15 protein-coding genes are annotated in these 11,865 nt (G+C 51.6%); 12 read left to right on the top strand and 3 right to left on the bottom strand.

The genetic code is table 11. From position 1 onward, the window contains the following. Positions 1–306: 306 nt before the first annotated feature. The 11 genes from Q4A85_RS04530 to Q4A85_RS04480 all read left to right on the top strand — a co-directional run bounded on the left by Q4A85_RS04530 (position 307) and on the right by Q4A85_RS04480 (position 9,649). Positions 307–453, top strand: coding sequence for a Com family DNA-binding transcriptional regulator (locus Q4A85_RS04530; RefSeq protein WP_303108003.1), 147 nt, complete (start codon positions 307–309; stop codon positions 451–453). Positions 454–537: 84 nt separating this feature from the next. Then, on the top strand, positions 538–867 hold the full coding sequence (locus Q4A85_RS04525; protein WP_303108002.1) for a DNA cytosine methyltransferase: 330 nt from the start codon (positions 538–540) through the stop codon (positions 865–867). Then, complete coding sequence (locus Q4A85_RS04520; protein ID WP_368500178.1) at positions 857–1,396, top strand: DNA cytosine methyltransferase; 540 nt, start codon at positions 857–859, stop codon at positions 1,394–1,396. The genes Q4A85_RS04525 and Q4A85_RS04520 overlap by 11 nt, the downstream gene beginning before the upstream one ends. 128 nt (positions 1,397–1,524) lie before the next feature. Then, positions 1,525–2,361 (top strand): hypothetical protein, encoded by an 837-nt coding sequence (locus tag Q4A85_RS04515; protein WP_303108000.1) that lies wholly within the window; start codon positions 1,525–1,527, stop codon positions 2,359–2,361. 359 nt (positions 2,362–2,720) lie between these two features. Further along, complete coding sequence (locus Q4A85_RS04510) at positions 2,721–3,908, top strand: phage tail sheath subtilisin-like domain-containing protein (RefSeq protein ID WP_303107998.1); 1,188 nt, start codon at positions 2,721–2,723, stop codon at positions 3,906–3,908. Positions 3,909–3,975: 67 nt separating this feature from the next. After that, positions 3,976–4,482, top strand: a complete 507-nt coding sequence (locus Q4A85_RS04505) for a phage major tail tube protein (protein WP_303107996.1) — start codon at positions 3,976–3,978, stop codon at positions 4,480–4,482. 83 nt (positions 4,483–4,565) lie between these two features. Then, positions 4,566–4,916: a hypothetical protein gene (locus Q4A85_RS04500; RefSeq protein WP_303107994.1), complete on the top strand. Its 351-nt coding sequence runs from the start codon at positions 4,566–4,568 to the stop codon at positions 4,914–4,916. Between the two features lie 44 nt (positions 4,917–4,960). Beyond that, a complete protein-coding gene (locus tag Q4A85_RS04495; RefSeq protein ID WP_303107992.1) occupies positions 4,961–5,110 on the top strand; it encodes a hypothetical protein in 150 nt (49 codons plus the stop codon). A gap of 194 nt (positions 5,111–5,304) precedes the next feature. Continuing rightward, positions 5,305–7,959: a phage tail tape measure protein gene (locus tag Q4A85_RS04490; RefSeq protein ID WP_303107990.1), complete on the top strand. Its 2,655-nt coding sequence runs from the start codon at positions 5,305–5,307 to the stop codon at positions 7,957–7,959. A 36-nt stretch (positions 7,960–7,995) separates the two neighbouring features. Next, positions 7,996–8,451, top strand: a complete 456-nt coding sequence (locus Q4A85_RS04485) for a phage tail protein (protein WP_303107988.1) — start codon at positions 7,996–7,998, stop codon at positions 8,449–8,451. A 1-nt stretch (position 8,452) separates the two neighbouring features. After that, positions 8,453–9,649, top strand: a complete 1,197-nt coding sequence (locus Q4A85_RS04480) for a contractile injection system protein, VgrG/Pvc8 family (protein WP_303107986.1) — start codon at positions 8,453–8,455, stop codon at positions 9,647–9,649. Positions 9,650–9,706: 57 nt separating this feature from the next. On the opposite strand, the gene Q4A85_RS04475 is transcribed toward Q4A85_RS04480, so the two are convergent. The 3 genes from Q4A85_RS04475 to Q4A85_RS04465 all read right to left on the bottom strand — a co-directional run bounded on the left by Q4A85_RS04475 (position 9,707) and on the right by Q4A85_RS04465 (position 11,606). Continuing rightward, positions 9,707–10,402, bottom strand: coding sequence for a hypothetical protein (locus Q4A85_RS04475; RefSeq protein ID WP_303107984.1), 696 nt, complete (start codon positions 10,400–10,402; stop codon positions 9,707–9,709). A gap of 56 nt (positions 10,403–10,458) precedes the next feature. Beyond that, positions 10,459–11,139, bottom strand: coding sequence for a S24 family peptidase (locus tag Q4A85_RS04470; protein ID WP_303107983.1), 681 nt, complete (start codon positions 11,137–11,139; stop codon positions 10,459–10,461). A gap of 227 nt (positions 11,140–11,366) precedes the next feature. After that, positions 11,367–11,606 carry a hypothetical protein gene (locus tag Q4A85_RS04465; RefSeq protein ID WP_303107982.1) on the bottom strand — a complete coding sequence of 80 codons (240 nt, stop codon included), beginning with the start codon at positions 11,604–11,606 and terminating at the stop codon, positions 11,367–11,369. Between the two features lie 50 nt (positions 11,607–11,656). Between Q4A85_RS04465 and Q4A85_RS04460 the strand changes: the two genes are divergently transcribed. Further along, positions 11,657–11,863, top strand: a complete 207-nt coding sequence (locus tag Q4A85_RS04460) for a DUF1778 domain-containing protein (protein WP_303107981.1) — start codon at positions 11,657–11,659, stop codon at positions 11,861–11,863. Positions 11,864–11,865 lie beyond the last annotated feature (2 nt).

The following is an 11,865-nucleotide window of genomic DNA, read 5'->3' as shown; positions in this document are numbered from 1 at the left end:
TGCTGGGCATCAAAGGCAGCCTGAAAAAGTGGTTTTGCTCGGAATGGTGCGCGGCAGCGTTGGGGTTGCAATATCCTGACCGATACAGCCCGCAAAGTTTGGCGGATTGGTTTAGGCAGCCTGAAAGCTACCTAAGAAAATAGAAAAATCCCCCGCAAAAACGGGGGAGTTATAAAAAGATACGGCAGGAACGATGGCGTGCTGGAACACACCATCGCCCCCTTGCCCAAGCAGACGTGTCCTGCATAAGCTGCCGCAGCTCTCGAGAGCGGGCGGATTGTAAACGAAAAAACAGGAATCTGCACAATGAACACAAAAGAGAAACAAGAGTACACATCAACCGAACTGCGCTGTCAATCTTGCCGCCGCAAGCTGGGCGAAATCGCGGGCAGCTATCGCCTTGCGGTGAAATGCACGCGCTGCAAGCAATTCAACCACTTTCAGGCAGCCTGAAATATCAAATCTAAACTTCTTTTTGAGCATCCACAGCATGCCTTTTGCCGAACGCCCGCGAGCGTCTGTTTTTGAAAGGGAGCTATGGATGCTCAATTCACACCATCTCAACCCACCCCATCCCAATCCCAACGAAAGCCCACAGTCGGCAGCCTGTTCGCAGGCATCGGCGGATTTGACCTTGGCTTTGAACAAGCAGGCTTTGCCACCCGCTGGCAAGTGGAAATCAACGACATCTGCCGCGCGGTGCTTGCCGACCGTTTCCCGCACGCCCAGCAGTTTATTGACGTGCGAACGTGCTTACCAGAATTATCGCCAGTGGACGTTATTATCGGCGGCTTCCCCTGTCAAGACGGTTTCCATTGCAGGCAAGCGGCGCGGGCTGGCAGGCAAGCGCACAGGCTTGTTCTTTGATGCCATGCACATCGTAGATAGCCTTAAACCCCGCTGGGTTGTGCTGGAAAACGTTACGGGGCTGCTCAATAGCAATGATGGCAAAGACTTTCAAACAGTTATCCAGTCCCTTGCCGAATGCGGGTATTTGGGCGCATGGCGCGTGCTTAATGCTGCATATTTCGGAGTCCCCACAAAACGCCGTCGCGTATTCATGGTCGCTGGATTGGGAGAATTGCCCCCAGCCGAGTTTATGGCTGACACCGCACCAATTGGACTGCTGGCGCAAACGCGCGGCCAAGAACGGCAAGAACCCCACACTACTTTGCTGGCAGGCATCGGCGCATCAGGGATTGACCGCGCGGGTAGCGACCTTATCGTTGTGCGCAACGGACGGAGTGCGATGGTTGAGCGGGCGCGAGCGGCTACAAATGATGGGCTTTGCCTCGGACTGGATGAGACCAACGCTGCACAGGCTCGGGCTGCGGGAAACGCCGTCTGCCCGCCGGTCGCGCGCTGGATTGCCGAGAAGCTGATTCAGACGTTTTAAACCGTTTCGCTGAAACGCTTTCAGGCAGCCTGAAAGGTATTAAACCCCGTTTAAGCACCATTTGATAACCCATTAAACACAGAGTGCCTTTGAGTACCGAAAACATAGACACATACTCAAAGGCACACATGAAAACCTACAAAAAAGCACCCTTGCCCTTTGTCGGGCAAAAGCGCAATTTCCTAAAACACTTTGTTCCATTATTGCAGCAGCATATCTCCAACAATGGCGCAGGATGGACAATTGTTGACGTGTTCGGCGGCAGCGGCTTGCTGGCACATACCGCCAAACGCACCCTGCCCGAGGTGCGCGTGGTTTACAACGACTTTGACGGCTACGCCGAGCGGTTAAAGCACATTGCCGATACCGAAAAACTGCGCCAAAAATGCATTACTATTACAGACACGGCAGGCAAAGACAGACGGTTAAACCATGATACCAAAGCCCGTCTGATTGCAGCGATTGAGACATTTAACAGCTTTGTGGACGTGCAAACGCTGGCAAGCTGGTTTCTGTTCAGCGGCAAACAAGCCAAAGACTGGGCAGATTTAAAAAGCAAAATCTGGTGGAACGGCATTGCCAAATCACCCTATGCCGAAGCAGCAGACTACTTAGACGGCTTGGAAATCCGCCATCAATGCTTTACCAAGCTGCTGCCCGAATGTGCAGGGCAGACTAAAACCCTGCTACTGCTTGACCCGCCCTACGTCTCCACTGCACAAGGCGCATACGCCAACGAGCAATATTTCGGTATGGTGCAGTTTCTCAAACTGGCAGATAAGATTAAGCCGCCTTTCGTATTTTTCAGCAGCACCAAAAGCGAGCTGCCTGCGTATGTGGATTACATTTGCCACACCAAGACGGGCAATTGGCAGGCGTGGGCAAATTGCCAAAAAGTGGTGGTCAATGCACGGCTGAATTATCAGACTGTGTATGAAGACAATATGTTTTGGACGTTTGGCTAAGCTGGCTTTTTGAGCATAGGTTAAGCCAAAACAATAGCCTGCAAGTGCTATGCTTGCAGGCTGATTTAAATGTAAAAGGTGGTGTCATTTGATGCAAAAGGCGACGGCTGTTTACAAAAAAAGGGACGGTTGGCGTCCCTTTTTAGTTATTTAACGATGGGCTTAACTTCGCATTCATTTTGTCATTACAGCATAGGACAAATAAAACGCGAAGTTAGGACAAAATCGCCGCGCGGTTACAGCTACATCGGGCGTTTTTTTCTGAGCGAAAACCTAAACCGCCCCCTTAATGGCTAAATCGCTACCCAAGCCATAAGCAATCGCCAACAATTCTGCTATTGCCAACAGGAGAGCCTTTTATGACCACAGCAGCCCGCCATCATGGCGTTACCACCAAAGAATTTACCAAAGGCACACGCGCCATCAGCGATATTGCCAGCAGCATTATTGGCATTATTGCCACCGCTGATGATGCGGATGCTAGCCAGTTTCCGCTGAACACCCCTGTGTTTCACACATCTGCTTATCGCGCCCTTGCCAGCGCGGGCGAAAAAGGCACGCTGGCAAAATCGCTGGATGCGATTTGCGACCAAGCAGATGCGCAGATTATTGTGGTGCGCGTGCCACATGCGGATGATGCGGAAGAGCAGCGCAACCATATTATCGGCAGCGCGGCAAATGGCAACTACACAGGCATTAAAGCCCTGCGCCGAGCGCGTGCGATTACAGGCTTCACGCCTAAAATTTTGGGCGTGCCCATGCTGGATAGCCAGTCGGTGATTGCTGAACTGGTGGGGGTTGCCCAAGAGACCCGTGCGTTTATTTATGCCAGCGCGGGCAACAACCCTGACATCAGCGCGGTGGCGGCGTATCGCAAGAATTTTGGGCAGCGCGAACTTATGTTGATTGATAACCAATTTATCGGCAGCGATGGCGAAGACGATGCCACCATTGCCCGCATTTTGGGCTTGCGTGCCAAATTGGATACGCAAATCGGTTGGCACAAAACGCTTTCCAACACGGAAATCAATGGCGTGAGCCAGCTTAAACTGCCGCGCAGCTTTGATTTGCTGGATGCTCAATGCGATGCCAACACGCTAAACAACGCTGATGTAACCACGCTTATCCGTGAGAATGGTTTCCGCGTGTGGGGCAACCGCACTTGTTCGGCAGACCCCATGCTGGCGTTTGAATCGACGGTACGCAGCGCACAAATTATCCAAGAAACGATTGCCAGTTCGTTTTTATGGGCGATGGATAAACCGATGCACCCAAGCTTGTTGGAAGACATCATTATGGGCATCAATGCCAAGCTATCCGAGTATGTTTACAAGGGCATGCTGCTGGGCGCACGTGTGTTTGTGGATGCCCACAAAAACCAAGCAACCAATGTGCAAGCGGGGCAGTTCACGTTCGGCTACGAATTTACGGCTGTGCCACCATTGGAGAACTTGATATTAGAGCAATATGTTTCTGACACATTCTTTGTGAACTTGACCGAAAAGATTGTGAGCTTTGCTAACAACCTGAAAGCCACCACCATCTAACCCCAAGGCAGCCTGAAAACGCGCATTGCCTGTTTTCAGGCTGCCTCAGCCCAAAGGAAAAAACCTTATGCAACTACCACGACTGCTTAAAGGCTTCACAGCATTCATCAACGGCGATGACAAATACGGCATATTGATTGACATCAGCCGCCCGAAAATTAGCCGCAAGACGGAGGACTACACACCGGGCGGCGTGATGACTGAAATGACGACCGTACACGGCTTTGACAAGCTGGAAATGGAAATTACCGCCAAAGGCTACGAAGCCGATTTGCTGAAATCTATGTCGTCCACCATCGGCGGCACGTTGATTCGTTATCAAGGCGCGTTGCAGCAAGAGGATGGCGAAGGCTATCAGCAGCTCAAAGGCGAAGCGCGCGGACGCATTATTGAAGCCGACCCAGGCAGCGATAAGCAAAACGAAGGCGGCGAGCATAAATTTAAAATTGCCCTTGTTTACTGGAAAGAAACGCTGGATGGGCAATCCATCCTTGAATTTGATGTACTGGGCAACAAGGCTATTTTTGGCGGCAAAGACGAACGCACAGGCTTGCGCAAGGCGTTGGGCTTATAGCCAAAATAAAACCACGCAGCGGGTGGGCGGCTGAAAAGTGCGCACCGCCCTAATCTATTATTTTTAATCAACAAGGAAACCCCATGACGCAAAGCATTCAAATTCAAGCCAACGGCAACTTGACCGTTATTTTATCCAACGGCGCGCAGTACACACTGCGCGAACCTTACGCCAAAGATTTAGATGGACTAAGCCAAGATTTAATCAAAATCAAACACACCGACCAAGTGCAAAAGCTGTTGCAGAAAATCAGCACGCCTGCGCTGACCCGCGTGGAATATGGCAAATTAAGCCTTGCCGATGCGGATATACTCAACGCCGCGCTAAATTTTTTTTCCGCGCCCCCAGCAGCCAAAGCCGAGATGACGGCGGCATTGACCGAACTTGGCTACCTTGCGGGCTCAGAATCCGCGCCGAGCAGTTCGCCCGAATAATTGAGCAGGAAGAGGATATTTGGGAAGAAGCGGCGCGGGATGAGTTGAAATACTACAACGCGATTGATGACTGCCTTGCACAATGTGCGTTCACTTTTGGCGGCGGCATCGCGCCCTATCGTGAATACACGCTGCGCGAACTGTTGCGCTGGACGCATCGCGCCATTATGGCAAACCAAAGCGCGCAAGATTAACCACTAGGGACTGTTGATAATCAACGTTTTGGTGGCTTTTGCGCCCTAAAACGGCATCTGCGGCGTTGAAAATACTCGCCTATGGACGGCATAGGCTCGCATTTTCGCCTTGCATCTACCATTTTATGACGCAAAATCCACTTCAAAAGTTGAATATCAACAGCCCCAAGGCAGCCTGAAATATTGAGAACGCTATGGCAGACAACAACCTTGTTTTACGCATTATTATGAACGCCAGCGACCGCGCCAGCGGCGCGATGAACCGCGTGCGCCAAGCGGCATCGGGGTTGAGCGGACGGCTGGGCAGGCTGCAACAGGCGTTTGACCGCAGCGCACGCAATCGCAACAATCTTGCACAATACATCAACCAACGGCAAGCGATGCGCCAGCTTGACCAGCAAATGCAAAGCACGCAGCAGCGCATCAATGCGCTGGCGCAAACTCAACGCCAGCAAGGTAGCCTAACCCGCGAACAGCAACGCGAATGGGCACGGCTACAACGCAGCATGCAGCAAAGCCAGCAAAGCTACCAACGCTTGCAACAATCATCACACGACTTGGGCAACGAGCTACGCGCTCAAGGCATCAGCACCACGCGCTTGCGCGAGTCGCAGGCACGCTTGAACCGCGAACACGATGAAGCTGCCCGCGCGTTGGAGCGCGAACGCGCAGCATTAAACCGACTAGACCGCGCCCGAGAACGCAGCCAACGGATGAGCCAAATCGGCAGACGCGCCTTGGCTACATCGGGCGTTGCCAGCGTGGCGGCGATGGGCATTGGGCGCACCTTGATGACCCCTGTGAAAGCCTATGCCGAAACCGAAAATGCCAGCACCGAGCTACGCATGGCGATGATGGATAAAACGGGCAAGGTATCGGCGCAGTATCAAGCCGTTAATGACTTGGCGACGCGCTTGGGCGATAAGTTACCTGGTACAACCGCCGATTTTAAAAACCTGATGACCATGCTGATACGGCAAGGGGTTTCGGTGGAAACAATACTAGGTGGCACAGGCGAAGCGGCAGCTTTGCTGGCGGTGCAACTGAAAAAATCGCCCGAAGCGGCGGCGGAAATGGCTGCCAAACTGCAAGATGCCACGCGCTCCACAGAAAAAGAAATGCTGAGTTTGATGGATAGCGTGCAGCGACTTTTCTATGCGGGGGTGGAAGATAATAATATTTTGGGCGCGTTCTCTAAGCTATCGCCTGCACTGGATGTAACCAAAATGAAAGGCGAAGCGGCGTTTAAAACGTTTGGTCCATTGATTGGGATGCTAGACCAAGCTGGGCTGAGCGGCGAAAGTGCGGGAAACGCCTTGCGCAAAGTGTTTACGCTGGCGATGGATAACAAAAAAATTGCAAAAGCAACCAAAGGCACGGGCATCCATTTAGATTTTACCAATGGCAAAGGCGAGTTTGGCGGCATGGAAAAAATGTACACCGAGCTGGCTAAGCTGCAAAAGCTCAACACCGAGCAGCGGCTGAAAGTGTTGAAAGGCATTTTTGGCGACGATGCGGAAACGTTGCAAGCGTTGAACACGATGATAAGCAAAGGGCAGGAAGGCTATAACGAGTTCGCTGCCAAAATGGAAGCGCAGGCGAGCTTGAACCAGCGCGTGAATGAGCAGCTTGCTACGTTGAGCAATTTGTGGGACGCGGCAACGGGCACGTTTAGCAACTTTCTCGCCAGTATGGGCGAAGCGATTGCGCCTGAATTAAAAAGCGTGGTGGAATGGATTGGCGAAGTGAACCAAAAGCTCAGCACTTGGGCAGCGGAAAATCCGAAAACCGCCAATACGATTATGAAAATTGCCGCTGCGGCGGGCGTTGTGACGGTGGCGATTGCGGGGGTTTCGCTGGTGGTGGCGGGGGTGATGATGCCGTTGGCGGCGATGCAAACCAGTTGGGCGATGGTGTTTAATGTGTTGAGCCGTGGCGCGGGTGTGTTTCCAATGATTGCGCGTTTGCTGGGCAGCGTGGGCACGGCGTTGCTGACTTTTGGGCGGGTGGCTTTGACGTTTTTAGTGAGTAACCCTTTTGGTTGGGCGTTGATTGCCGTTGGCTTGATTGTTGCGCTGTGGATGAACTGGGATAGAGTGAAAGCGGGGATTGCAGCGGGTTGGAACTGGCTGAAAGGCGTGTTGCGGGATAACCCATTTATCGCGGCGTTTACTGGTCCTATTGGTTTAATTTTAACCATGATGGCTAACTGGGATAGATTGAAAGCGGGCTTGGCGGCGGGTTGGAACTGGCTAAAAGGTGTGTTTAAAGACAACCCCTTTATTGCGGCATTGTCTGCGCCGATTGCGCTGATTAACACGTTGGGCGCGAAGTTTGATTATTTGATTGGCAAAATTCAACAAGCCAAGGCGGCAATTCAAAACTTTGATATGGGCAAGGCAGCCAACAACACTTGGAATAAAGCGAAAAGCGCGGTCGGGTTTTCGCGCGGTGGCTACACGGGACACGGCGGCGTGCATGATGTGGCGGGGGTGGTGCATAAAGGGGAAGTGGTGTTTAACCAAGCGGACGTTGCCCGCTTTGGCGGCTGGCAGGCGTTGGAGCGGCTGCGTAAAACAGGGTTGGCAGGCGCGGTGCTGCGGCGGGCGAACCGTTATTTTTCTGATGGGGCGATGCCTGCGCCATCGGCAGCCACGGCTTTGCGTGCGCCTGCGCAGGGTGGCAATAGGCAGCCTGAAAATCAGGTAAACCAATCCATTACCATCAACATCCAAGCGACAGCGCAACAAAGCGCGCAAGATATTGCAGCAGCAGTGCGCCGCGAATTGGAACGCATCAGCCAAGCGGCGCAACGCCGTCGCCACAGCAGCTTGCTGGATGTGGATTAAAAGGCAGCCTGAAAACACACATAAAGGACAAAAAACATGGTTATCCTTGCCGTTTTGGGGATGTTTGTGTTTACCACGCAAACTATTCCTTTCCAAAACCTTGACCGCAATCAATCTTGGAAGCATCCGCACGGGGCGATAGTGGGCAAGGATTTTGCGCCATCGCAATTTGTGGGCAAAGAGCCTGATGAGATAACGCTGAAATGCGAATTGCGCCCCGAGATTACGGGCGGAGATTTTAGCATTGAGTGGCTGCGCAAAATGGCGGATACGGGGCAAGCCTACCCGCTGATTTTGGGCACGGGCAAGTTAATGGGCAGCTTTGTGATTACCAACATTAGTGAGAACCGCAGCGAGCTGATGTATGACAGCAAGGCGCGCAGCATCAGTTTTAGCATGACTTTGAAAAAGGTTTCGGAGCATAGCTTTGGGCTGAAAGGCGAAGCATTGGGCTTGGCGGTGGGCTTGGTGCGGATGCTGAGCGGGGTGTGAGATGGATTTGAAGCAACGCTTGATTGAAACGTGGAAAACCTTTGGCGCGGCGAACACCCACGGCAAGCATTTGACCCCACAAGCAAAGCTGACGCTGAATGAGCAGGTGTTTGGCACGCAAACCATGTCGCGCTTGATTAGCCTGAATTTGATTGACAAGCGGGGCTTTGAAGCGGATGAATTGACGATTGAGCTGAATGATTATGATGGGGCATTGGCAATCCCCGAAGCGGGCAGCAAGATGACGCTGGAATTGGGCTACGTGGAAACGGGCTTGATTGATAAAGGCGAATACACGCTGACCGAATGCAGTTGCCAAGGCAGCCCAGACACGCTGAGCTTGACGGCACGCTCGGCTGATGTTGCCGATACGCTGATGGAGCAGAAAGAGAAAAGCTGGCACAAAACCACGCTGTATGCCATCGCGCACACGATTGCGCTGGAAAACAAATATCAGCCTGCGATTGCGGCGCAATACAAAAACATCAAGATTGAGCATATTGACCAAACACAAGAAAGCGATGCGAGTTTTTTAACGCGCTTAGCGGAGCAGCATGATGCGATTGCGACGGTGAAACAAGGCAAGCTGATTTTTGCGCCGATGGGCGAGAGTTTGACCACCAGCGGAATCAAGATACCGACCCTAAACATCACGCGCCAGCTTGGCGACCAACATAGATTTGGCTACAACGCCGCCAATGCTTACACGGCGGTGCGGGCTTATTACACGGACAAGAAAACAGGCAAGCGGATGGAAGTGGTAGTGGATAAAACGAACTTGAAGCCTGAGAAGCGCACGACCCGCAAGACGCATGTATATAAACGCCCGCGCAAGGATAAGAAAACAGGCAAGGTGGTGCGCAGCAAGACCACCAGCAAAACCACGATGGTGCATCGCAAAATTAACACTGATGGGCTGAAAATCAAAACCCTGCGCCATCTTTATGCCAGCGAAGCAACGGCTTGGAGCGGCGCGGCAGCGGCGTTTAAAAAGCTGGCGCGTGGCGTGGCAGAATTTAGCCTGACGCTGGCGATGGGGCGACCTGATTTGTTTCCTGAAATTCCTGTGAGCGTGCAGGGTTTTAAACCTGAAATTGACAACCAGCAATGGATTATTGTGGAACTGAGCCACCAATTTAGCCAAAGCGGGCTGAGCAGCAGCGTGAAGTTTGAAGCGCAGATTGAAGCGGAAGGATGAGCTGGCACAAAATAGGCAGCCTGAAAATGGGATTTCAGGCTGCCTAAACATTGGTGGCTACAAATTTTTTACTTTAATTATTTCGCCTGTGTTTATATCCACGACTTCTCGGTTGTGGATTTTTCTGCGCGTGAAAGTGCGCATTTCGTGGATGTCTAAATCTATGCCATGCAAATAGGTGTCGTCTATTTCGGTGATTTGGACACGGCGCGATTTGGTAATGCCTTTGTTGTTGGTGTAGGTAAAGGAAACCTGCGTGCCTTTGCGGGCGTAAGGGTTGCGAGTGGGTGGCGTGCTTGGAGTGAATTTGCGTTGTTGTCTTTTTATTTTTTTGCGCTGGGCAGGCGATAGCGGCGGCAGGGGTGTGGCGGGAAAGCGGGGTGTGATGGATGCAGCTTGGCAACGTGGTGCGCCTAGGCGGTGCAGGCGTTCTATTTCTAGCTGGGTGTTAGATTGGAGCGTGCGGTTGCGTGAACGGGGTAAATAGCCAAACAAATCTAGCCAAATGGATAGGCTTAATAGGGTTAGGAGAATGCTGCCGATTGCGCCTAGCCAGCCTGTGTTGAATAAATCAACTAGTAAAAACCCTGCGACAAATGCCAATAGGCTGCCTAGTGTGAGCGTCCAGATGAGATGCAGTTTACTTTTTTTGACAAAATAAACCGATAATGCCACAACTGAAATGATGGTGTAGAGCAGAACGAAAATAACGGCAATATCGGAATATTGCTGGAGCTGGGCGGTTGCATCCATGGTGTCGTGAAATCAATAAAGGCAGCCTGAAAACAAACAGGCTGCCGAAAAAATGGTTAGGCAACGCGGGCGATTTTGGAATGGCACGCGCCGATGATGGCGAAATCGCTGTCTACTTCTTTGGGGTGCAGGATTTCGGGCTCGTAGATGGGGTTGTCGCTGCTGATTTTCAGGCTGCCATTGAGCAGGGTTTGCAGGCGTTTGACGCGCAAAAGGTTGCCGATGCGCACCACAAACACGCCATCGCCCACTTGCCGCTCGGTGTTAACAAGAATGACATCGCCGTTGTTGAGCGTGGGCTCCATGCTGTCGCCACGCACTTTGACGCAAGATAGGCTTTTGCTGTGGAGATTTTGTTGGTTGAGCCACAAGCGAGAAAAAGGGATGTATTGATCAATTTCTTCGTCCCACACATCCGCTCCGCCGCCTGCGCTGGCATAGACATCATAAAGCGGCACCCATACGGCATCATTATCGTCGTAGTCTTGCACGGCACTATGGAGCTGTTGCTGGGCTTGTGGGTTGCCTTTACCGAGTATCAGCCAGTCTAGAGAAACGCCTGTACGCTCGGCAATTTTGACGCACTGCTCCATCGGCAGCGATTGGCGTTTTCGGTAACCGCTCATCGCTGACGTTGAGACGCCTAGCTGCTTGGATAGCTCATAATCGGACTTAGCCGATAAGGCTTGTTTGGCACGTTCTAGGATGGGAGCATCATCTTGGGTTGCGGCAGACAAAATAAATCCAAATAAAAAACAAAAAGCTAGCTAAATACCTAACAAAAAATACCCTATAACGCTTGCGTAATAGCTAACATTAAGTGTAATATTCACTCCATCAAAAGAAACATTACTTAACATTAACTTAACGAAAGGCGGTTATATGAGAGAAAACTCGTTGCCTAATGCACACAACGAATTATTTTTACAAACACTCTGCTTAATCTATGAATTAGGCAAGGGGCTTACTTTGGCGCAGTTGATTGCAAAAGGGCAATCGCATCATCGGCATCGTTGAGCGCGAGTGTGAGTAAATGGTGGGTTTGCATATCGCCTTTGGCTAATGCTTTCTCGGAAATGGCTAGTAGATAACCACGATAGGCTGATAAGCCGTCGGGGTATTTATTTAGCACGGCGAGCGCAGCAGATAGCGCGATATTGTTTATTTGGTTATTGAGCGTTAGGTTTTCAATATCTTGGGGCATAGCAAAAGTAATTCTAAACAAACGAATATTACAAGGCAGGAATATTACACATGGATAGTGAAAAAAGCAAGGGCACTTATTGCAAGGCGCGGCATGAGCGGCGTTTGGCGCGTTCGTATTTGGCGCAGGTTTGGATTGCGCATGAGGACATGGATTTGGTGCGTGAAGCGGCAAAATTGGATGGGGCGACCATTAGCGGCTTTATTAGGGATGCGGCGGTGAGCAAGGCGCGTGAGCGGCTTGGGGTGGCATCTTAATG

It is taken from the genome of Kingella sp. (in: b-proteobacteria) (assembly GCF_030527935.1).
GTDB lineage: Bacteria > Pseudomonadota > Gammaproteobacteria > Burkholderiales > Neisseriaceae > Kingella_B.
Note: the sequence above shows the minus strand (reverse complement) of the source record. Positions and strands in the feature narration are given on the sequence as shown.

What these genes read in the sequence shown, in the direction of transcription:
- Q4A85_RS04530 (WP_303108003.1), top strand. Translation starts at nt 307, where the DNA reads ATGAACACAAAAGAGAAACAAGAGTACACATCAACCGAACTGCGCTGT.
- Q4A85_RS04525 (WP_303108002.1), top strand. Translation starts at nt 538, where the DNA reads ATGGATGCTCAATTCACACCATCTCAACCCACCCCATCCCAATCCCAA.
- Q4A85_RS04515 (WP_303108000.1), top strand. Translation starts at nt 1,525, where the DNA reads ATGAAAACCTACAAAAAAGCACCCTTGCCCTTTGTCGGGCAAAAGCGC.
- Q4A85_RS04510 (WP_303107998.1), top strand. Translation starts at nt 2,721, where the DNA reads ATGACCACAGCAGCCCGCCATCATGGCGTTACCACCAAAGAATTTACC.
- Q4A85_RS04505 (WP_303107996.1), top strand. Translation starts at nt 3,976, where the DNA reads ATGCAACTACCACGACTGCTTAAAGGCTTCACAGCATTCATCAACGGC.
- Q4A85_RS04500 (WP_303107994.1), top strand. Translation starts at nt 4,566, where the DNA reads ATGACGCAAAGCATTCAAATTCAAGCCAACGGCAACTTGACCGTTATT.
- Q4A85_RS04490 (WP_303107990.1), top strand. Translation starts at nt 5,305, where the DNA reads ATGGCAGACAACAACCTTGTTTTACGCATTATTATGAACGCCAGCGAC.
- Q4A85_RS04485 (WP_303107988.1), top strand. Translation starts at nt 7,996, where the DNA reads ATGGTTATCCTTGCCGTTTTGGGGATGTTTGTGTTTACCACGCAAACT.
- Q4A85_RS04480 (WP_303107986.1), top strand. Translation starts at nt 8,453, where the DNA reads ATGGATTTGAAGCAACGCTTGATTGAAACGTGGAAAACCTTTGGCGCG.
- Q4A85_RS04475 (WP_303107984.1), bottom strand. Translation starts at nt 10,402, where the DNA reads ATGGATGCAACCGCCCAGCTCCAGCAATATTCCGATATTGCCGTTATT.
- Q4A85_RS04465 (WP_303107982.1), bottom strand. Translation starts at nt 11,606, where the DNA reads ATGCCCCAAGATATTGAAAACCTAACGCTCAATAACCAAATAAACAAT.
- Q4A85_RS04460 (WP_303107981.1), top strand. Translation starts at nt 11,657, where the DNA reads ATGGATAGTGAAAAAAGCAAGGGCACTTATTGCAAGGCGCGGCATGAG.